The organism is Koromonas soli, assembly GCF_059726265.1.
In genome coordinates this window covers 1,280,592-1,299,784 of record NZ_AP040872.1, presented here as the reverse complement: position 1 = coordinate 1,299,784, position 19,193 = coordinate 1,280,592, and the positions used below count along the sequence as shown (strand labels likewise).

At 56.2% G+C, this 19,193-nt stretch carries 15 protein-coding genes and 1 pseudogene; 13 read left to right on the top strand and 3 right to left on the bottom strand.

Translation table 11 applies throughout. The features are described from left to right. Positions 1 to 21: 21 nt before the first annotated feature. Positions 22 to 990 carry a glycosyltransferase family 2 protein gene (locus AC6IY8_RS05625; RefSeq protein WP_497777740.1) on the top strand — a complete coding sequence of 323 codons (969 nt, stop codon included), beginning with the start codon at positions 22 to 24 and terminating at the stop codon, positions 988 to 990. Here AC6IY8_RS05625 and AC6IY8_RS05620 read toward each other — a convergent pair. Further along, entirely contained in the window at positions 963 to 1,925 is a 963-nt protein-coding gene (locus AC6IY8_RS05620; protein ID WP_497777739.1) for a glycosyltransferase family 2 protein, read from the bottom strand. The genes AC6IY8_RS05625 and AC6IY8_RS05620 overlap by 28 nt on opposite strands. A gap of 185 nt (positions 1,926 to 2,110) precedes the next feature. Between AC6IY8_RS05620 and AC6IY8_RS05615 the strand changes: the two genes are divergently transcribed. From AC6IY8_RS05615 to AC6IY8_RS05585, 7 genes are all read left to right on the top strand, one after another. Beyond that, the gene (locus tag AC6IY8_RS05615) at positions 2,111 to 3,676 is read left to right on the top strand and encodes an O-antigen translocase (protein ID WP_497777738.1); all 1,566 of its coding nucleotides are present in this window, start codon (positions 2,111 to 2,113) and stop codon (positions 3,674 to 3,676) included. Then, positions 3,673 to 4,656, top strand: a complete 984-nt coding sequence (locus tag AC6IY8_RS05610; protein WP_497777737.1) for a glycosyltransferase family 2 protein — start codon at positions 3,673 to 3,675, stop codon at positions 4,654 to 4,656. Before AC6IY8_RS05615 ends, AC6IY8_RS05610 begins: the two co-directional genes overlap by 4 nt. Before the next feature lie 122 nt (positions 4,657 to 4,778). Continuing rightward, entirely contained in the window at positions 4,779 to 5,402 is a 624-nt protein-coding gene (locus tag AC6IY8_RS05605; protein ID WP_497777735.1) for a class I SAM-dependent methyltransferase, read from the top strand. Next, positions 5,399 to 7,147 (top strand): glycosyltransferase, encoded by a 1,749-nt coding sequence (locus tag AC6IY8_RS05600; protein WP_497777734.1) that lies wholly within the window; start codon positions 5,399 to 5,401, stop codon positions 7,145 to 7,147. Before AC6IY8_RS05605 ends, AC6IY8_RS05600 begins: the two co-directional genes overlap by 4 nt. Positions 7,148 to 7,331: 184 nt before the next feature. Next, complete coding sequence (locus AC6IY8_RS05595; RefSeq protein ID WP_497777733.1) at positions 7,332 to 9,371, top strand: acyl CoA:acetate/3-ketoacid CoA transferase; 2,040 nt, start codon at positions 7,332 to 7,334, stop codon at positions 9,369 to 9,371. A 32-nt stretch (positions 9,372 to 9,403) separates the two neighbouring features. Beyond that, positions 9,404 to 9,817, top strand: coding sequence for a hypothetical protein (locus AC6IY8_RS05590; protein ID WP_497777732.1), 414 nt, complete (start codon positions 9,404 to 9,406; stop codon positions 9,815 to 9,817). 1 nt (position 9,818) lies between these two features. Continuing rightward, positions 9,819 to 10,886 carry a PHA/PHB synthase family protein gene (locus tag AC6IY8_RS05585; RefSeq protein WP_497777731.1) on the top strand — a complete coding sequence of 356 codons (1,068 nt, stop codon included), beginning with the start codon at positions 9,819 to 9,821 and terminating at the stop codon, positions 10,884 to 10,886. Positions 10,887 to 10,970: 84 nt separating this feature from the next. On the opposite strand, the gene AC6IY8_RS05580 is transcribed toward AC6IY8_RS05585, so the two are convergent. Beyond that, positions 10,971 to 11,531: a hypothetical protein gene (locus tag AC6IY8_RS05580; RefSeq protein ID WP_497777730.1), complete on the bottom strand. Its 561-nt coding sequence runs from the start codon at positions 11,529 to 11,531 to the stop codon at positions 10,971 to 10,973. A gap of 122 nt (positions 11,532 to 11,653) precedes the next feature. Between AC6IY8_RS05580 and AC6IY8_RS05575 the strand changes: the two genes are divergently transcribed. The 5 genes from AC6IY8_RS05575 (at position 11,654) to AC6IY8_RS05555 (ending at position 18,521) form a co-directional block, all read left to right on the top strand. After that, on the top strand, positions 11,654 to 12,241 hold the full coding sequence (locus AC6IY8_RS05575; RefSeq protein WP_497777729.1) for a polyhydroxyalkanoate synthesis regulator DNA-binding domain-containing protein: 588 nt from the start codon (positions 11,654 to 11,656) through the stop codon (positions 12,239 to 12,241). Between the two features lie 208 nt (positions 12,242 to 12,449). Continuing rightward, positions 12,450 to 14,333 carry an L-lactate permease gene (locus AC6IY8_RS05570; RefSeq protein ID WP_497777728.1) on the top strand — a complete coding sequence of 628 codons (1,884 nt, stop codon included), beginning with the start codon at positions 12,450 to 12,452 and terminating at the stop codon, positions 14,331 to 14,333. 19 nt (positions 14,334 to 14,352) lie between these two features. Then, complete coding sequence (locus AC6IY8_RS05565) at positions 14,353 to 15,798, top strand: FAD-linked oxidase C-terminal domain-containing protein (RefSeq protein ID WP_497777727.1); 1,446 nt, start codon at positions 14,353 to 14,355, stop codon at positions 15,796 to 15,798. 3 nt (positions 15,799 to 15,801) lie between these two features. Continuing rightward, a complete protein-coding gene (locus AC6IY8_RS05560; protein ID WP_497777726.1) occupies positions 15,802 to 17,079 on the top strand; it encodes an FAD-binding oxidoreductase in 1,278 nt (425 codons plus the stop codon). Further along, the gene (locus tag AC6IY8_RS05555) at positions 17,079 to 18,521 is read left to right on the top strand and encodes a heterodisulfide reductase-related iron-sulfur binding cluster (RefSeq protein WP_497777725.1); all 1,443 of its coding nucleotides are present in this window, start codon (positions 17,079 to 17,081) and stop codon (positions 18,519 to 18,521) included. The genes AC6IY8_RS05560 and AC6IY8_RS05555 overlap by 1 nt, the downstream gene beginning before the upstream one ends. A gap of 64 nt (positions 18,522 to 18,585) precedes the next feature. Here AC6IY8_RS05555 and AC6IY8_RS05550 read toward each other — a convergent pair. Then, a pseudogene (locus AC6IY8_RS05550) lies at positions 18,586 to 19,090 on the bottom strand (ferritin-like domain-containing protein). Positions 19,091 to 19,193: the final 103 nt, after the last annotated feature.

Sequence of the window (19,193 nt, the reverse complement as noted above, 5' to 3'; positions counted from 1 at the left end):
TCTCGTCCCCACGCATTTGATGTGAGTCACCCTCAACCCAATCCGGTACTGAGTGCTACGGTTGTCGTTTGCACTCGCAACCGTCCTCAGGAAGTGGAAGGGTGCCTGAAGGCGATTGCGCAACAACACTACCCTGATTTCGAAGTCCTCGTGGTCGAAAACGGACCTCCAGGCGGCCTCACACGTGAAGCCGCGCGGAGAAATGGAGCCCGTTATCTCAATAGCCCCGTTGTTGGCCTGAGCCGCGCCCGCAATGATGCAGTGCGCCATTGCACCTCCGAACTAATAGCATTCACCGATGATGACGCCCGCCCGTGCAGTGATTGGCTCAGTGCGTTGAGAGCGGAATTCTGCGCGCCGGACGTTATGGCCGTAGCCGGTGAAATGCTGACCAGGCCCGGCGTCTCATCCCAGCAATATCCTTATGAAACAAGTGACACGAGTTGTTCATCGCTTGTGGTCAGCCGGAACACGCCCCGGTGGTTTTCGCTGACAAACTTTGGCGGCATCGGCGACGGCTGCAATATGTGTTTCCGCCGCAGAGCATTCGAACTGTTCCCCGGTTTCGATGAGCGCCTTGGGCGCGGCGCAGTTCTCAACTCAGCCGAGGAGCACTTCTCCTTTTTTCAACTCGTTCTTTCAGGCTATCGTTGCGTGCACACCCCACACGCGCTGGTCCAGCATCCATATCCAATCGAACTCGGCGAGAGATATCGATTTCACCGTGCCAATCTTGTGAACGCCATAGCCTATGCCCATCTGCTATGGGCCGAATTCCCGCAAACTCGGAGTCACTTGTTAAGGCATCTCATGGGACGTACCCTTCGCAAACAGGCAAGCACTGCAAGAGAGCATTTCGAAACTCCCTATCTTTCATTGCAAGACAAACTCAGGATCATTGCTGATGGACGTCGTCTCTGGCACCAGATGCCGAGAGTAGGTCGCAGATCGCCTCTTCTGCTTCAGGACAGTTTGCACGCACCGGTGTAATTTCCGAGTTCGCGCATCCGGCAATACCAGTGCAAGCCACAGCGAATCCGCAACGCTTTGATTCCCATACGGCGTACTGCGCCAAATCTCCACATTCGCCTGCTGGCGTTGCAAGCAGCCCTCAAGAACACATCTGCCATACCAATATTCTCAGCGAGCACATTTCTCATCTGCCGCTTCCAGCGTGAATCCTGCTCAATGCGTTGGAAGAATGCGTGGGGTGTCACGCCAGGATGCTTGCGTATGAAAGCCACATCGGCCTCTGCGAACGCTATCGCCTCTCGCACAAGTTCTTCCGCGCTCTTATTGCAAGTGTGATATGCGATTGCGTCCGGGACGAAGCGAGCTCGCGTTCCCGCAGCCGACAGCCGAGCACCCAGTTCAGCGTCCTCACGCATTCGAAAATCCTGGTCAAACCTGCCGGCTCTAAAAAACGCCTCTCTGCGAATCGAGGTATTAGCGAAACTCCAGAACCCTTGCGGCACGAAGCCAGTGCCACTCGCGGTCGTCTCAAGAAACACCCGTCCCAACTCATTCTTGAAATACGCGCTTGCCAGGCAATCCGTCTGCGCCGCAGCGACATAGATCGCCCCCATGCCCACGTCGCTCATGCGCTTTGCATGGAACTCCACATGCGCTCGCACCAACCCTGCCGTGCATTGCATGTCGTCGTCCACAAAGATCAGAACCTCCCCGTTCGCGGCCTGGGCCCCTGCGTTTCGCGCTGCGGAAGGTCCAGCGTTCTCCTGTTCTATGACTCTCAGATTTTGCACCGACAGATCGCGCACTGCGTCCGGGGTTCCATCGCAGCCACCATCCACGACAACGACAATCTCATACAGGTTAGATGGAACGTCTTGCTGAGAGAGCAACGCAAGCGTCCGCAACACCAGATCGCGGCGGTTATAGGTAGGAATGACAATGGATGCTTGCATGCGCAATCGCGGGCTGGGAGCAACTTGCCCAATGTTATACTACCTTCATCTCTGCCAGTCTGCTGTGCCATCGCGTAGATCGCATTTCTGAAAGCCTTAAGTATTGCGAGATCGCCCCGTGATCAGGCCACGCTTGTCCAGACTCTTGATTAGCACTCTGCAACGCCTGGCAGATCCCTAAGCGCATGTCAGATCTGGCTACAATCACCGGTCCTGAGGAAACAAGCGAGCCCACATACAATCGTATTGTTGCCTCTTCGGCCTGGATTGGCGGTTCATCTGTACTCAATCTCCTAATCGGCGCCTTCCGAACCAAGGTGATGGCGCTACTGCTTGGGCCTGCTGGATTCGGCTTGTTCGGCATCTTCGGATCCATCGCAAGCTTTGCTCAGTCTATGGCGGGAATGGGCATTTACAGCAGTGGAGTTCGGCAGATTGCGCACGCCGCCGGATCTAACGAATCACAACAAATCGCTAGAACTGCCACCGTACTCCGCAGAACCTCTTATCTCCTTGCTGCTCTTGGCGCTGCAGTGCTCGTTCTCTTTTCGCGCCAAATCTCCGGCATCACTTTCGGCACCCATGAGCATGCCAGCGCCATTATGCTGCTTTCTGCCGCTGTCTTTTTTCACTTGCTCTCCGATGGCCAGAGCGCGTTGGTCCACGGCAGGGGACAAGTTCAGAACCTCGCCAGGATCACGGTCCTCACTGCCTTCTGCGGCACCGTTGTTAGTGTCTGCTTTGTCTATGTTCTCGGAGACCGCGGTGTAGTCCCCTCGCTCGTCGGCGTAGCGCTGGTGACGCTCCTGACATCGATGTGGTACGGAAATAAGACGCTAGTTCCCTCCGTCCCGATGAGTCCATCCCAGGTCCGGCAGGAAGCCTACGATCTGCTCAGGCTCGGCATCGTGTTTATGGCCAGCGGTCTCGTCCACGGCGGCACCGCGTACGCGACGCGTATGATCCTATTGCGCATTTGCGGCCCTGCGGCGACCGGCTACTATCAGTCTGCCTGGACGGTAGGTTTTCTCTATGTTGGCTTCATTCTCGAGGCAATGGGAGCTGATTTCTACCCACGTCTCACCGCTGTGGCCGATGACAATGCAGAATGCAATCGCCTCCTGAACGAGCAAATCCAGATCGGCATTCTCCTCGGCGGACCAGGAGTGCTCGCCACCCTGACTTTCGCCCCGCTGGTAATTCTTCTGTTCTACAGTTCCAAGTTCGGTCAGGCAGCCGGTGTTCTTCGCTGGATCACCCTTGGCACCCTGCTCCAGGTCATCACATGGCCCCTCAGCTACATGATCGTTGCGAAGGGCCGCCGTCTCCTGTATTTCGTAACCGAGCTGGCCTTTGGAGTTTTGAGCATCCCATTGGCCTGGTTATGTGTTCGCCATTTCTCATTGAATGGTGCTGGAATGGCATTCTTCCTCGCCAATGTTTTCTATGCTCTTCCATTGCTGACAGCCGCTCGCCGTCTTAGCGGATTTCGCTGCTCTTCCGTGAATCGCAATACTGCGCTGTTTCTGTTCACGTTGATCGCCACAGTATTTTGTGGCTTTTACGTCCTGCCATTTCTTTGGGCTACAGCGTTGGCGATCGCGCTGACGTTCTTAAGTGCCGTCTCATCGGTACGAGCGATTCTCACTCTCGTCTCATGGGAAGGACTTCCCTGCTCTTTGCGTCGCGTATTCACATCGATCAATCTATTGCCTGATGGCGTGGAACCTGAGATTGAGGATGCTCTATGAACATCGCTGTGGCCGCCAATGCACCCTACGTCTCCGTGGTGATTCCAACCTACAACCGCGCAACACTGGTGTGCCGCGCCATAGAGAGCGTTCTTCGACAAACGTTTCGCGAACTTGAAATCATAGTGATCGATGACGGCTCTACCGATGACACTGGTCTGCGCCTCCGGTCTTACGAGTCTCGCATTCGCTACATTTACCAAAGCAATCGTGGCGTGAGTTCTGCACGCAATGCTGGAATCCACGCTGCTCGCGGCGAATGGATTGCTTTCCTCGATTCAGACGATGTCTGGCATCCCGCAAAGTTGCAGCGACAGATGGAGGTACTGGAAAAGCTTGGAACCGGCTTTGGCGCATGCTTCACCGATGGCCAATACACGACTTCCAACATCACCGCATTCGAGCAATCAGGACTGCCCACCCCAACCTACTGCGGAACCATCGATGATCCCCACAGCTACATCTTGCCCCATCAGTACGCGCTTTGTACCCCAACGCTTGTAGCTTCTCGCTCGCTTCTGCTGCAACTTGGAGGTTTCGATGAGTCGCTGGAGATCGCAGAAGACCGTGAATTCATTTTCCGCCTCGCGTTTATTACAAGGTTTTGCTATGTCGCCTCGCCGCTTGTCATTATTGATCGTTCATCCAACGTCTCGCGCCTGACGGATATGTGTTGCAGCCGCGAGGACAAGGTATATGCGTGCGGAGAGCGCCTTCTAAACACAATGCTTTCTAATCCACAACTCGGCGCCTGCGAAATGCGCCAGACGTTGCGGGATGAACTGACTTCCCTCTACTACGATTGGGCGAGCGCCCGAATACGCAACCTGAGCCCGCTTCGCATACTCGACATCATTCGCAAACTGCGCCGTATAGAACAAAGCACTTCGACCATCCTCCAGACCCTTGCTTCACGTGCTCATAGCAGCTTCTCTCGTCGTTCAGCACCACAGGCCAGCGCGACGGAGCCGGCAACATGATGTTGAAGACCATCGCAAAGCGTATCCTGCCCGCATCAGTTCGGCGATGGCTACGGATGACATACATACGCGGTTCTGAGTTTCCTCCATACAGATGCATACGCTTCGGAAGCTTTCGCCGCGTGACGCCTATTCACACTGGGTTTGGCTTGGGTCGTGGCACCTACATCGATCGCTACTACATCGAAAAGTTTCTTCAGGAGCACGCCGCCGATATCAAAGGACATGTGCTTGAGCTTTCGGACAATGAGTACACGCGGCGCTTCGGAGGCATACAAGTCACGAAGTCGGACATTCTGGACGTTCGCCGCGATCATGCTCCTGCGACAATCGTCGCCGACCTGACTTCGTGCGATGCTATCCCATCCGGCACGTTCGATTGCATCATCCTCACACAGGCGCTCAACTTCATCTACGACCTCCCGGCTGCTGTGCACAATGTTCACCGCATCCTCAAACCGGGCGGATGCGTGCTTGTCACCGTATCTGGTATCGCTCAAATCGCAGAAGATGAGATGAACTACTGTGGCGATTATTGGCGCTTCACGCGCCTTTCTCTACGTCGCGTTTTTGAGGAAGTCTTCCCTGCTACGCACATTGAAGTAGAGTCACGAGGGAATGTCCTTACCGCGATCGCTTTCCTGCATGGATTGGCTCTGGAGGAGTTAACACAGGAAGAACTGGACTACCACGATCCAAACTTTGAGGTTTCCGTCTTACTTCGAGCAGTTAAGGAACAGTTGTGACGAAACACCTTTCCGACTTCTACCCGAAGGTTTCCATCATCGTCACGACGTTCAATCGAAGGCCATTGCTGCAACGCTGCCTTGAAAGCCTCGCCGCACAAGCCTTCCCTGCCGACGATTATGAATTGATTGTTATTGACGACGGATCCAGTGACGGAACGCGGAGCGTTCTTCGTCAATTCTCACCCGCTTGCCATTACACGGTTAGAACGCAGGTAAATCAAGGACAAGCCGCAGCGCAGAATACCGGTGTGACTCTGGCAGCAGGTAAGTTCGTCCTATTCATCGACGATGACTGTATTTGCGATCCCGGACTCATTGCAGCACATTTCGAGGCGCAAGCTAATGCCAGCAACTTGGTCGTGATCGGTGCAACACTTCCTTATCCTGACTTGCCAGCGTCCATCCCCGCCGCGCTGCAATACGAACTCGAGAACGCCGAGTACCAGCGGTTGCTCACGTACGGGCCTCGCCGCACTGACATGATGCTGTGCGCCAATTCTTCGGTTGCGAGAAAGGCCGCGCTTGAGTTTCCATTCAACACTAATTACAAACGCATTCACGACATAGAGGCTGGCGTGCGCTTATGGAAAGCGGGCTATAGGCCTTGCTTCGCGAGCAAAGCTATCGTGCGCGAGGTCTTCACAAAAAGCGCCAACGACATGCTTCACGACGCTGAGAATCTGGGCCGCTACGAGGTAATCCTCGCTTCGGCTTATCCTGAATTCAAACCTGTCTCCAACGCTGCCCAGTTCAACCGCGGCAATGTGTTCACTCGCACTCTCAGACGGCATCTTGCGCGAAGTCATAAGATGACCGAACCTCTTCTGCGCCCCAGCTACTCAGTTGCTCTGTCTCTGTCGCGCGTTCCACCTTTCACCTCTATCGCAAAGAGGCTTCTCAAGGCCCGCTCCGTCCTGGCTCACGCAAAGGGCGCTATCCAGCAATCAGGTTCATGGGAGCAGTTCGAAGCTGATTTCGCTGCACAGGTTCCAGTGATCATGTACCACAATGTCGGAGAACCGAAACCAGGCGAGTATCCAGGACTCACAACTCCCATTGCCGCATTTAAATCACAGATTCGCTTCTTTTCGAGGCTTGGCTACACGACGATCCGTCCAGCAGATTGGCTTAACTGGCGCAATGCTAATGGCACACTGCCTCGACGTCCCTTGATGCTTGTATTCGACGACGGATACGCGGACCTTTGCCGAAATGCATTCCCGATCCTGGAGCGGCACGGGTTCACCGCTTCGTGCATGGTGGTAACGCGCTATATCGGATCTACGAATGTTTGGGACAGAAAAGCTGGCCGGCCCACCTTTGAACTGATGACCAGAGAGCAGATCCAGGAGTGGTCTGTGCGAGGCATCGAGTTCGGCGGGCATTCATGCACGCACCCGGAGCTTCCGTTGATCCCCAGCGAGCAAATCCGCGCAGAGATCGGCGACTGCCATTCTGAGTTGCAATCAATTCTCGGCAAGCCACCTGTCGCATTCGCCTACCCATTTGGAGGAGTCGATCCCGCAACACGCTCCGCCGCGCGGCAGGTATTCGAGATGGCCTTCACCACCTGGCCAGGGCTACTGCACCTCGGGACGGACCTCCACCTCGTCCCTCGTATCACCTTCCTTCCCGGTGAAACTCGCCTCGGAATGTGGTGCCGACTCCGATTCGGCAAGAACCCGTATGAGTCGCTTCGAAATCGCGTGCGACGCATCTTTGCGCCATCTCAGGTGCAATAGATTTCCGTGCGGTGACCTCCGGGAACAAAGTTTCGAAATTATCGTTCGGCGGCAAACCTTCTACTCCCCCGCGTAATCGCATAGCCCGGCGCAAAAGTCGCCTGATTTCATCATTCTTCACCCAGGCCAGTTCTGCAGTATGATGTCCTGCCCATCTGAGCCTCGGGGCTAGAGAGAGCCGCTAATGTCGAAGAGCCCGCTTGTCGCTTCCATGCAGACCCATCCGATGGTGAGCGCAAATCGCCCGCCGCAACGTGAAAAGGTAGTCTCCGCATCTGATGCAGTGCGCCTGATTCGCGATGGCGACACCGTCGCAACGGGAGGCTTTGTCGGCATTGGGTTCGCCGAAAATATAGCCGTTGCCCTTGAGGACCTCTATCTTGCCCCTGAAAGTCTAGGCCCGCCACTTGGCAAGCCACGCAACCTCACTCTGCTCTACGCTGCCGGACAGGGCGATGGTAAGGAACGCGGCCTCAATCATCTTGGCCATCCGGGGCTAGTCAAGCGAGTAATCGGAGGACACTGGGGACTCGTTCCTAAACTGCAGCGTCTGGCCATCGGAAACGAGATTGAAGCTTACAACCTGCCGCAGGGCGTCATCTCTCACCTGTTTCGCGATATTGCCGCGCACCGGCCAGGACACATTACGCGAGTAGGCCTTGGCACGTTCGTAGATCCGCGCAACGGAGGCGGCAAGATCAATGCACGCACCACCGAGGACGTCGTTGAGCTCATCACCCTTGGCGGACAGGAGTATCTTTTCTACCACGCTATGCCTGTGAACGTCGGCGTCATTCGTGGCACCACGGCAGACCCCGAGGGGAATATCACGATGGAGCGAGAAGCTCTGACGCTTGAGGTGCTTGCCATCGCAATGGCCGCTCATAATTCAGGCGGTCTTGTCATCGCGCAAGTCGAACGTATTGCCGAGAGTGGCACCCTCAATCCGCGTCAGGTCAAGGTTCCCGGCGTGCTGGTCGATTGCGTCGTGGTCGCCGAAAAGCCGGAATACCACTGGCAGACGTTCGGCTCGCAATACGACCCCTCGTACAGCGGCGAGATACGTGTCAAGATGGCGGCGATCGCACCCATCCCGCTCTCGGCTCGCAAGATTATCGCTCGTCGTGCCGCCCTTGAGCTGCGCCCGAACAGCGTCGTAAATCTCGGCATCGGCATGCCCGAGGGGATCTCCAACGTCGCAAACGAAGAAAAGATAATCGACCTGATTACTCTCACTGCAGAGCCCGGTGTAATCGGAGGCATGCCCGCGGGCGGACTGAACTTTGGCGCGGCCGTCAATGCCCAAGCCATCATCGACCAGCCCTATCAATTCGACTTCTATGATGGTGGAGGTCTTCACATGGCGTGTCTTGGTCTGGCCGAGGCCGACCGAGAGGGCAACCTGAATGTCAGCCGCTTTGGCCCCCGTCTCGCGGGTGCCGGCGGATTCATCAACATCAGCCAGAATGCACAACGGCTCATCTTCTGTGGAACCTTTACTGCGGGCAAACTCGAAGTTGAAATCAAGAATGGTGAGCTCTGCATCTTGCGTGAAGGGCAGTCGCGCAAGTTCGTCGAGCAAGTCGAACATCGCACCTTCAGCGGCAAGTACGCTCTCCAGCGTGGCCAGCCAGTGCTCTACGTTACCGAGCGCTGCGTCTTCAAACTGGTTGAGGGCGGACTCGAGCTCATCGAGGTTGCTCCCGGCGTCGATATCGACAAGCACATTCTGGCCCACATGGATTTTGCGCCAATTGTGCGCAGCCCACAGCTCATGGATCCCCGCATCTTCCGCCCCGAGCTCATGGACCTGCGCAGCTTCTTCCAGGAAGTACCGCTCGAAAACCGGTTCGTCTACGATCAGGAGCAGAATCTCTTCTTCGTGAACTTCGAAGGGCTTTCCATCCGCAGCATCGATCAGGTGACTCGCATCGGGCAGCTCGTGCGCGAGAAGTTGAGTGACGCTCCCGGCAAGACCTATGCCATTGTCAACTACGATAACTTTTCGATTCTCCCCGAGCTCATCGATCCCTATAGCACAATGGTAAAGGGCTTGATGGAGGATATGTATTCCGGAGTAACCCGCTATACCACCAGCGCTTTCCTTCGGATGCAATTGGGAGCTGTTCTCGGTGACGAAAAAACCTCTGCCAACATCTATGAAAGTGTGGAAGAAGCTCGTGAACAGTTGCGTGCACTAGAAGAAAAGCACTCTGCTGAGTGATGATGGTTCATGTCAGCACTCCGGAGGTTTGAATGAGCGAAGAACAGAGTGAGAAAAAGCAGGACCCGGCTGAGCAAGTGCTCAAGATGCGCGACGCGTACATGGATGTGTGGGCAAAGGCGATGAACGAGATGGTGAATACCGAGGCTTATGCCAAGCACTCGGGAGCGGCGCTCGATGCCTATCTCGCAGCCTCGCATCCGCTCCGGATTTCGCTCGAAAAGGCGATGATCAACGCACTGCAACAGTTGAGCATGCCGACACGTCCTGACTTTGTCTCCCTCGCTGACCGGCTCACCAGCCTCGAAATGAGGTTGGACGACATGGACAGCAAGTTGGACCAGATCCAGCAGTTCATCGCAAAACTCGGACCTCAATCCGCACACATCGACACTCCGCATCCAACTCAATCGACAAGCAAGTCAAGAAAAAAGGGAGCCAGGTAAAATGCCCGTGGATACGCTGGAAACGAATGAGTTCGTTGCCATGCAAAAGAAACTCGAAACCCTAACCAAGGCCATGACCACGTCAGCGCCGATCGCGCAAACTCCAAAAGAGGTTGTCTGGACGCTGAACAAAGCTAAGCTTTATCACTACATCCCTCAGGTTCCAAAAGAGCAGCGGCATCCTGTGCCATTGCTGCTCGTCTTTGCGCTCATGAACCGCCCCTACATCCTTGACCTGCGGCCCGGGGCAAGTTTTGTGGAGTTCATGGTGAAGCAAGGCTATGACGTGTACCTGCTCGACTGGGGCTCTCCGGGCATCGAAGACAAGAATCTTAGGTTCGACGATTACACCCTCGAGTACATGCCGCGAGCGATTCGCAAGATGAAGGCCATCTCGGGTTCAGAAGAGTTCAGCCTGCTTGGGTGGTGCATCGGAGCGATTCTCACCTCCATCTACGCCGCGTTGCGTCCGGATGATGGTCTGCGGAACCTTCTCCTGCTCACAGCTCCCCTCGATTTCTCGCAGAAGGAACAGATCACCTTTGCCCGCTGGACCGATGAGCGCTATTTCGACATCGACAGAGTGCTTGCCGCCTTCGGAAACATGCCTCCCGAGATGATTGAGTATGGGGCCAAGGCCCTGAAACCAGTGGAGAACTACGTTGGCAACTATCTCCGTCTGTGGGATAACCTCGAAAACCCCAAGATCGTCGAGAGCTGGCACGCCATGAACACCTGGGTGACGGACAACATTCCCATCGCTGGCGGCGCGTTCCGTCAACTGATCGTCGATCTCTACCGTAACGATCGCCTTATGAAAGGCGAACTGGAAATACGCGGCGAGCGCGTGGATCTTGCCAAAGTGAAGGCCAACCTGCTGGCCATCATCGCCGAGAGCGATCACATAACACCGCCGTGCCAAACCGAGCCTGCGATTGCAAAGATGGGCAGCCCTGACAAGGAAGTCTATCGAGTAGCTGGCGGGCACATTGGAGTTATGGCGGGCAGTGGTGCATCGAAGCGTACCTGGCCGCATATCGATGAATGGCTGTCTCAACGATCCAAATAATCGATCAAAAAAATAGGCCCGGTGCGCAAGCTTCTCTGATTACAGAAAGCTTGCGTCCGGGCTATTCGCCGCTCAGCGCTTCGATTACGATGCGCTGGTGGCTGACTTCAATTGGTTTGCGGCAACATCTACCGACTGCTTCTGAGCTTCGATGAGCGCATCCATTCCGCGCTCAACCGCGTCGGCCGTCTCAACCAGAGGCGTTCCGGCAATGCCTTCCTGCTGCTTCAGGGCTGCCACGACCTGTTTATTCTGCTTTGCAGCAAAATCCAGTACAGCTTTGTGGGCCGCAGCCGTGCGCTCGACCGACTCGTGGAAGCGTGCCTGAGCGTTTGCGGTCATCTCCGCAGCAGCCTTGCCGCCCTCGCGGATAGCGCCGCTCACTGCCGTTCCATGCTCGCCAACGATGTCCAGAATGTTTTTCTGCAACTCGGCGTAATTCTCAAATGCCTTACCCGCAACATCGAACATGTTCAAGCCGGGCGTGCTCGGAGAGAGATTCAGGGCCTTGCGCGTCGCTCCCAAAACTTCGTTGTTATACTTCACGGCCAAATCAAGCGAGCTCTTGCTGGCTTCTAAAACCTGTTCGAACCCCTTCTGCAGCAGGTCCGCGAAAGTATTGTTTGACTCAAAGGCAGCGGTCATGTTTTTCTCCTAGGGGACCTATAAGTCCACATTTCATTGGATGCCGCAATTCATGCTGCGATGCAGCAATATTTGCAGTATGCTTCGACTGCGGCCTCCTGTCAACGGCAAAAGACGACAAAATGGAACGCAAGAAGATCGTCATCAAAAAGTACGAAAATAGAAGACTTTACGACACTACACACAGCCGGTACGTCAATCTCGACGAGATCGCCAGGGCGCTCCAGGACGGCCACGATGTCCAGGTTCTCGATGCTGCAACGGGCGAAGACATTACCCGCCTGATACTTACGTTGATCATTGTCGAGCAGGCAAAGGCTCCGAATTCCGTGTTTCCGCTCGATGTTCTCAGGGAGATGGTTGTGGCCTCGGGCAAAGCCACACAGGAGAGCGCGATGAACTACATGTCAGCGCTTACAAATATGTACCGCTCCATGATCCCTCATATGCCGCAACCCGCGATGGCACCACTTGAGTTTCTGCAAAACATGATGCAGCAAGCAACGCAGCGAGGTCAGGCCCATACTCCTCCTACCTCGGCACCCGAGTCTGACGCTTCCGCCAGTTCCGTTCCCGCGCCCGGGCTGAGCAATAACACCGAGGTCGCCGACCTGAAGAAGAGGATTGACGAGCTCGAGCAGCACATCAATCGCATCGCCCCCACGAAGCCCGCCCGGAGATCCGCAAAGAAGCAAACCCGAAAGAAGTAGTCACTCTTTACGGAGGAAGTGCCGCTCCCCGCATGCGACACTTCCACTGAATTCTCTGCAACCGTCGAAGAAGAATTGGCAAGCCCGAGTACCAGACATCCGAACGGGCTCTCCTTACATCACACATCCCCGAATCGAGGGACTGTGATCGGCAGAGCACCTCCTGCCCTCCGGCACTCTCCTCGCTCACACGTGCGAAGGAGTATCAATGCCCTGGACACAAGTGTACGATCCGTTTGGCCATTGGTGGCTATCCACCCTGGTCGCTGCGCTTCCGATAATCGTGCTCTTCACGCTTCTGGCGGGACTTAAAGTCCGCCCCCACCTTTCAGCTTTGGCCGGGGCATTAACTGCACTCGGAGTTTCGATATTCGTCTTCCACATGCCGGCGACACTGGCCACCGTCAGCCTCTTGTATGGTGTCGCGTTCGGCATCCTCAAGATTGCCTGGATCGTTCTCGCGGCTGTGTATCTGTATGACATTTCGGTTGAGACGGGACAGTTCGAGATCATGAAGCAGTCCGTGGCATCCATCACTCCTGACCGTCGGCTGCAGCTCCTGCTTGTCGCATTCTGCTTTGGCGCGCTTATCGAGGGCGCCGCTGGGTTCGGAGCTCCTGTCGCGATTGCTGGTGCATTCATGATCGGCCTTGGCTTCAAGCCGTTCCAGGCCGCCGCACTGAACCTCATTGCCAACACCGCCCCTGTCGCCTGGGGAGCCATTGGTACGCCGGTCCACACTCTCGCGCTGGTGACTGCGCTGCCCGAGTCTGACCTTAATGCAATGATCGGGCGCATTCTGCCTTTCGCGTCCGTTATCGTTCCCTTCTGGCTGGTGCGAGCCATGGTGGGCTGGGCCGAGACGTTCGAAGTCCTTCCAGCGATTCTCGTCGTAGGCTGCTCGTTTGCTGCCACCCAGTATCTGTGGTCTAACCACGTTGACAGCAATCTGGTGGACATCGCTTCCGGCGCGGTAAGCATGGTCTGCACGCTTATCTTCCTTCGATTCTGGCAGCCCAAGCGCATCTGGCGCTTTGAAGACGAGAGCGCGCAAGAGCTGCAGGTCATTGCCGGGCAGGCGGATCGCACGGCCGCTCTCCGCCAGACCGGAACTGGTGGCCCGGCAGTTGCTTATCCTGCGGCGTCCACGGCTGCCGCAATGCCTTACATCGTCCCCACGGGCAGCACGTCCAGCACGACCGGCGGCCCCGGCCCCGATCAGCATCACGAAGAGCTAGACCAGATGGGCACACAATGGGACGTCGCACCTGACCGCCGCATCCCACCGCAGCACTACACGACCGGCCAGATCATGAAGGCGTGGATGCCCTTCGCCATTCTGTCCGTCTTCGTTCTGCTGTGGGGCCTGCCCAGTGTAAAGAAGGTCATAAACACGCACACTACCCCAGCCTTTGAGAAGGGTGGTTGGGATGTTCCGTATCTGCATAAGAAAGTCACTCGCGCGTATCCAGTAGTAGCGAAACCCACTCCCGAATCCGCTAAGTATGACTTCAACTGGGTTTCGGCTACTGGCACCGGATGCTTCCTGGCTGCAATCCTCGCTGGTCTGCTGCTTGGAATGTCTCCCGGCGGTCTGGCCCGAGTCTTCGGGCACACGCTCTACCGAATGCGCTTCGCCATGCTTGCGATATGTTGCATGCTGGGGCTGGGCTTCGTCACACGATACTCAGGCATGGACGCCGTGTTAGGTCTGGCGTTCACGCGAACAGGAGCAGCCTTCCCGTTCTTCGGCACTATGCTGGGATGGCTTGGCGTAGCGCTCACCGGCAGTGACACATCTTCCAACGCGCTGTTTGGCGGACTGCAGAAGATCACCGCTCAACAGACGGGCCTCGATCCAATCCTGATGTGCGCTGCAAACAGTGCTGGTGGCGTCATGGGCAAGATGATCGACGCTCAATCCATCATCATTGCCACCGCTGCTACGAACCAGCTCGGAAACGAGGGACGTATCTTCAAGTACGTCTTCTGGCATTCTGTGGCGCTGGTTTCCATCGTGGGACTGATCGTTCTCGCCTACGCTTACCTTTTCCCAGGCGCTGTTCCTCACGGACTTAGTTTCGTGAGATAGCAACAACCGAGGTTCTCAAATGAATTCGGCGTTTATTGAAGCGCTTCGCGCGGAGGTCGGTGACGGACTCATCACCTCCCGCGAAGAACTGCGAACTTATGAGTGCGACGGCTTGACGAATTTCCGTGTCGTCCCACTTGCCGTCGTTATACCTAAAATTGCAGAGCAGGTGCAGGCGATTGTGCGGCTTTGTGCTCGGGAGCACGTTGCCTTTGTGGCGCGTGGCTCTGGCACAGGGCTCAGCGGCGGAGCACTTCCTGTCGAAGGCGGCATTGTCATCAGCCTCGCTCGCCTCAATCGAATTCTGGAACTCGACATTCCAAATGCACGAGTAGTGGTCGAACCCGGCGTGATCAACTCTGCTGTAACCCAACACGTTTCGCCTTATGGATACTTCTACGCACCCGACCCCTCTTCGCAATCCGTATGCACCATTGGCGGAAACGTGGCGGAGAACTCGGGCGGCGCACATTGCCTGAAATATGGCTTCACCACTACTCACGTCCTGGGACTCGAGGTTGTACTTCCAGACGGCTCGCTTGTGCAGCTTGGGGCAAACACTCTCGACCCGCTCGGCTATGATCTTCCCGGAGTATTCGTTGGATCAGAAGGAACGCTTGGCGTGGTCACCAAGGTAATTCTCCGAATCGTCAAGCGTCCCGAAGTGGTCCAGACATTATTGGCCGCATTTGATTCCACCAACGCTGCTGGAGCCGCGGTTAGCGACATCATTGCCTCGGGCATTCTGCCTGCGGCCATTGAGATGATGGACAACCTCGCCATTCAGGCCGCTGAAGCCGCCGTGCATGCGGGCTATCCGAACTGTGGTGGCCTGTTGCTTGTGGAACTCGATGGCCCCGAAGCCGAAGTAGAAGCCTTGATGGCTCGCGTTCGTGAACGCTGCCTCTTCCATCGCGCATCCGAGATTCGCGTTGCGCAAACAGAAACCGAGCGCATGCTGATCTGGAAAGGCCGCAAAGCTGCATTTGCCGCCATGGGGCGCATCTCGCCAAATTACATCGTGCAGGACGGCGTTATCCCCCGCACATCTCTGCCGCAGGTCATGGATGAAATTGCGAATCTTTCCGCTGCTGTGGGCCTGCGCGTCGCAAACGTTTTCCACGCCGGAGATGGAAACCTGCATCCACTCGTGCTTTACGATCGCCGCATCGAAGGACAAGAGCACGACGCCGAACACCTTTCTGGCGAAATCCTGAAGCTATGCGTACGTGTCGGCGGCTCCATCACTGGCGAGCACGGGGTAGGCGAGGAAAAGAAACTGTTCATGTCGGATATGTTTGCCGAACCCGATCTCGAAACTATGCAGCTTGTACGCTGCGCCTTCGACCCGAGCTACATCTCGAACCCTGGAAAAGTCTTCCCGCGCACGCCATTGTGTGCCGAAAAGCGCGGCCCCTATGTTCCGCATCCTCTTGAGGTCGCGGGAAAGGCGCAATTCTTCTAACCCATGCCCGGATTAGCTAAGAGAACTCCTGTACAAGCACTGGACGAACTTCGCGCGATCGTCGTCGAAGGTACCGTCCGCGAGGGATCGCCCGACGACAGCATTTGCGGCGTGCGTCCCCAGTTGTATGTCGAGCCAGCAAATCAGACCGAACTGGCGAATCTTTTGCGATACGCCAAAGAAAACGATCTCCAGATAGCTCCGCGTGGCTCAGGCACCAAGGCCGATTGGGGCACCGCGCTAGGGACAATTGACCTGATGGTCTCTACCGCGCGTTTCTCGCGCATCCTCGAGCACGCGCCGGGTGACATGACCGTCACGATTGAGTCTGGCGTAACCATGTCTCAGCTTCAGCAGACCTTGTCTCAACATCACCAACGCCTAGCACTCGATCCGCTCTTCCCCGACCGCGCAACGGTCGGCGGCATCATCGCGACGAATGACAGCGGCTCCCTGCGAATTCGCTATGGGAGTATCCGTGACCTCATCATTGGACTTACCGTGGTGCTTCCCGACGGGACCATTGCGGTGAGCGGCGGCAAGGTAGTAAAGAACGTTGCTGGATATGATCTTCCCAAATTGATGTCCGGCGCGTTTGGAACTCTCGGATTCATTTCGCGAGCTGTATTCCGCCTTCATCCAACTCCCGAGCATTCGAGTACACTCACGTTCTCCTTCGTGGAGCGTGAGCGCGCAAACGAGTTCATGCTCGCCATCGCAGACTCTGTCGTCCTCCCCACCGGTCTGCAGATGCGAACCTCCTCCGCCGGACACACGGAAGTAGATGTTCGTCTCGAAGGAATCCCCGCTGGAATTGAAGCGCAAGCACAATCTGTGCGCCGCTTAGCTACGAATGCCAACGAGACGCAACCTGTTGGCGATCCCTGGCTGGCGCGTCAGCATCTGTGGGATAAAAGCGACTCCTCCGTAATCTGCAAGTTGAGCGTCTTGCCTTCCCAGCTAGGCTCTACCTCGGAGTTCGTACGTGAAGCGCTCAGCCAGAATGCCGACTGGACGCTCGTCCTGCACTCGACCGGCCTCGGCTATCTCAAGTGCAGCGCATCCGATTGCAAGCAGTTAGCAGATTTTGTTTCTTCGCTGCGCGACTCATTTGCGCCATGTGGAGGCACAGCGGTCGTGCTCAAAGCGCCCACAGCACTGCGCGGATCGATTGACGTATGGGGCGATGCCGGGACCGCTCTGCCATTGATGAAAAAAATCAAGCAACAGTTTGACCCGCACCAGATCCTAAACCGTGGGCGGTTCGTGGGAGGAATTTGATGAAAAGCACTGTTCCAATCGATGAGGTAGTGGTTCGCAAGGAGCAAGTAGGTCCGGGCGTTTTCGACTCCCATCACCCGCCCGCAACCGAACTCATCGGCACCTGCGTGCATTGCGGGTTCTGCCTCCCAACTTGCCCTACGTACAATCTGTGGAACGAAGAAATGGACTCTCCCCGAGGCCGCATCTACCTGATGAAGATGGGAGCCGAAGGCGGCATCGCAAAGATGGATGACAAGTATGTCAGCCACTTCGACAAGTGCCTCGGCTGCATGGCGTGCCTAACAGCTTGTCCGTCCGGAGTGCAATACGACAAGCTCATCGAAGCTACGCGCGCGCAGATCGAGCGTAATTATCGTCGGCCTCTCTTCGACCGGCTCTTCCGCCGCATGATTTTTTCGCTCTTCCCTTACCCGAAGCGCTTGCGCCTGATGATGCTCCCGATGTGGCTATACCAGCGTTCCGGCCTGCGGTGGCTTGTACGAAAGCTGGGTTTGTTCAAGTTTCTCCCTGACCGAATCCGCTCGATGGAATCGCTGCTCCCAGACATTTACTTGAGACAGCTTTTCGCGCCCATGCCGCGCAGCGTTCGACCATCTGCCCGGCCCCGCATGCGGGTTGGTGTGTTGCTCGGATGCGTGCAGCGCGTTCTCTTTAACAACGTGAATGACGCCACGGTTCGCGTATTGGCTGCTCTCGGCTGCGAGGTTATCGTTCCCCAGGAACAGCAATGCTGCGGCGCGCTGATGGCCCACGCCGGGCGCGAAAACGAGGCCCTCGAGGCAGCTCGTCGCATTGTCGACGTCTTCGAAACAGCAAATGTGGACGTGATTGCAATCAATTCCGCCGGATGCGGCTCAAACATCAAGGAGTACGGCTACCTATTGCGCGACGATCCCCGGTACGCCTCGCGTGCGAAGGCGATTTCCAAAAAGTGTAAGGACATCAGCGAGGTACTTGCTGAACTAGGAGCCCAGCTGCCGGTAAAAGCCTTGCCGATGAAAGTTGCGTACCACGACTCATGTCATCTTCAGCACGCGCAAGGCATTCGCGTGCAACCGCGCCAGATGCTCAAGGCCATTCCGGGAATGCAGGTTCTCGAACTTCCCGAGGCAGCCCTCTGTTGTGGCTCTGCAGGCATTTTCAACCTCATACAACCCAAGCCCGCGCACGAACTGGCAGATAGGAAGGCAAAAAACATTATCGCCTCCGGCGCGGAGGCACTTGTCTCGGCTAATCCTGGATGCCTCCTGCATATAGCAAGCGGCCTCAAGCGGGCGGGCCATCCCATGCCCATCTATCACATCATCGAGGTATTGGATAAGGCACTGGACGTGGCGCCTTATCAAGTCACGGACACTACATCGAACGCTGAGGTCATCCCCATCCCCAAGCGCGACACTCCTGCTCCAAGCGGAGCGCCAAAGGCTGGCACCTTGTAGTCTAATCTCGCGCGCAACAAAGGCCGTCTTTCGACGGCCTTCTTTTTGCTGTTAAGGGCTGGCGCTAGGCGGCTCTCGCCTCGACATTTACGTCCTGCGCGATGCTGTTCAAAGTGGAGTCGGCTTGTTTCTCTTCATCTAGTGTTTGCTGCAACAATCGTGACGCTTCCTGATTTCCCAGCAGTTGGGCATAGGTACGGACGGTTCCGTAGCTCGCGATCGTAGTGCTCCACCTTCTGGCACGAAGCGATAATTCCCGCGTCGATGACGTTCGGTTCAGCGCCGGTCGAAAGCAGATCGCTGCCTTCGCTGATAATCCCTTTCATGCCTCGGCAGGATTCTCCCGAGGATTTCTGCTTCAACATGCTGAAAATCTGATCCAGTCTGCTGATTTGTTGACGGGTGACTTGCAGATGTTGCTGCAACGCTTGTTTCAACTGCGGTACCGTCGCTTAATCTATCATCTTCGGGAGCGCTTCCGTGATCTGCTGTTCGGCGTCATACAGATCTCGGAGTTCCTTCACGAACAGCTCATTCAGGTTTTCCAACTTTAATGAGAACAGTCCCATTTGCTCTCCTCGTCATGGAATTGGTTATCTGACTCAGCGGTTGGAGCGATGGGGGCCCATGGGACGTTGCCTTTTTCACCCCGCGATTCGCGAACCCCTCGGC

What these genes read in the sequence shown, in the direction of transcription:
- AC6IY8_RS05590 (WP_497777732.1), top strand. Translation starts at nt 9,404, where the DNA reads ATGAGCGAAGAACAGAGTGAGAAAAAGCAGGACCCGGCTGAGCAAGTG.
- AC6IY8_RS05570 (WP_497777728.1), top strand. Translation starts at nt 12,450, where the DNA reads ATGCCCTGGACACAAGTGTACGATCCGTTTGGCCATTGGTGGCTATCC.
- AC6IY8_RS05620 (WP_497777739.1), bottom strand. Translation starts at nt 1,925, where the DNA reads ATGCAAGCATCCATTGTCATTCCTACCTATAACCGCCGCGATCTGGTG.
- AC6IY8_RS05610 (WP_497777737.1), top strand. Translation starts at nt 3,673, where the DNA reads ATGAACATCGCTGTGGCCGCCAATGCACCCTACGTCTCCGTGGTGATT.
- AC6IY8_RS05580 (WP_497777730.1), bottom strand. Translation starts at nt 11,531, where the DNA reads ATGACCGCTGCCTTTGAGTCAAACAATACTTTCGCGGACCTGCTGCAG.
- AC6IY8_RS05595 (WP_497777733.1), top strand. Translation starts at nt 7,332, where the DNA reads ATGTCGAAGAGCCCGCTTGTCGCTTCCATGCAGACCCATCCGATGGTG.
- AC6IY8_RS05560 (WP_497777726.1), top strand. Translation starts at nt 15,802, where the DNA reads ATGCCCGGATTAGCTAAGAGAACTCCTGTACAAGCACTGGACGAACTT.
- AC6IY8_RS05565 (WP_497777727.1), top strand. Translation starts at nt 14,353, where the DNA reads ATGAATTCGGCGTTTATTGAAGCGCTTCGCGCGGAGGTCGGTGACGGA.
- AC6IY8_RS05555 (WP_497777725.1), top strand. Translation starts at nt 17,079, where the DNA reads ATGAAAAGCACTGTTCCAATCGATGAGGTAGTGGTTCGCAAGGAGCAA.
- AC6IY8_RS05585 (WP_497777731.1), top strand. Translation starts at nt 9,819, where the DNA reads ATGCCCGTGGATACGCTGGAAACGAATGAGTTCGTTGCCATGCAAAAG.
- AC6IY8_RS05575 (WP_497777729.1), top strand. Translation starts at nt 11,654, where the DNA reads ATGGAACGCAAGAAGATCGTCATCAAAAAGTACGAAAATAGAAGACTT.
- AC6IY8_RS05615 (WP_497777738.1), top strand. Translation starts at nt 2,111, where the DNA reads ATGTCAGATCTGGCTACAATCACCGGTCCTGAGGAAACAAGCGAGCCC.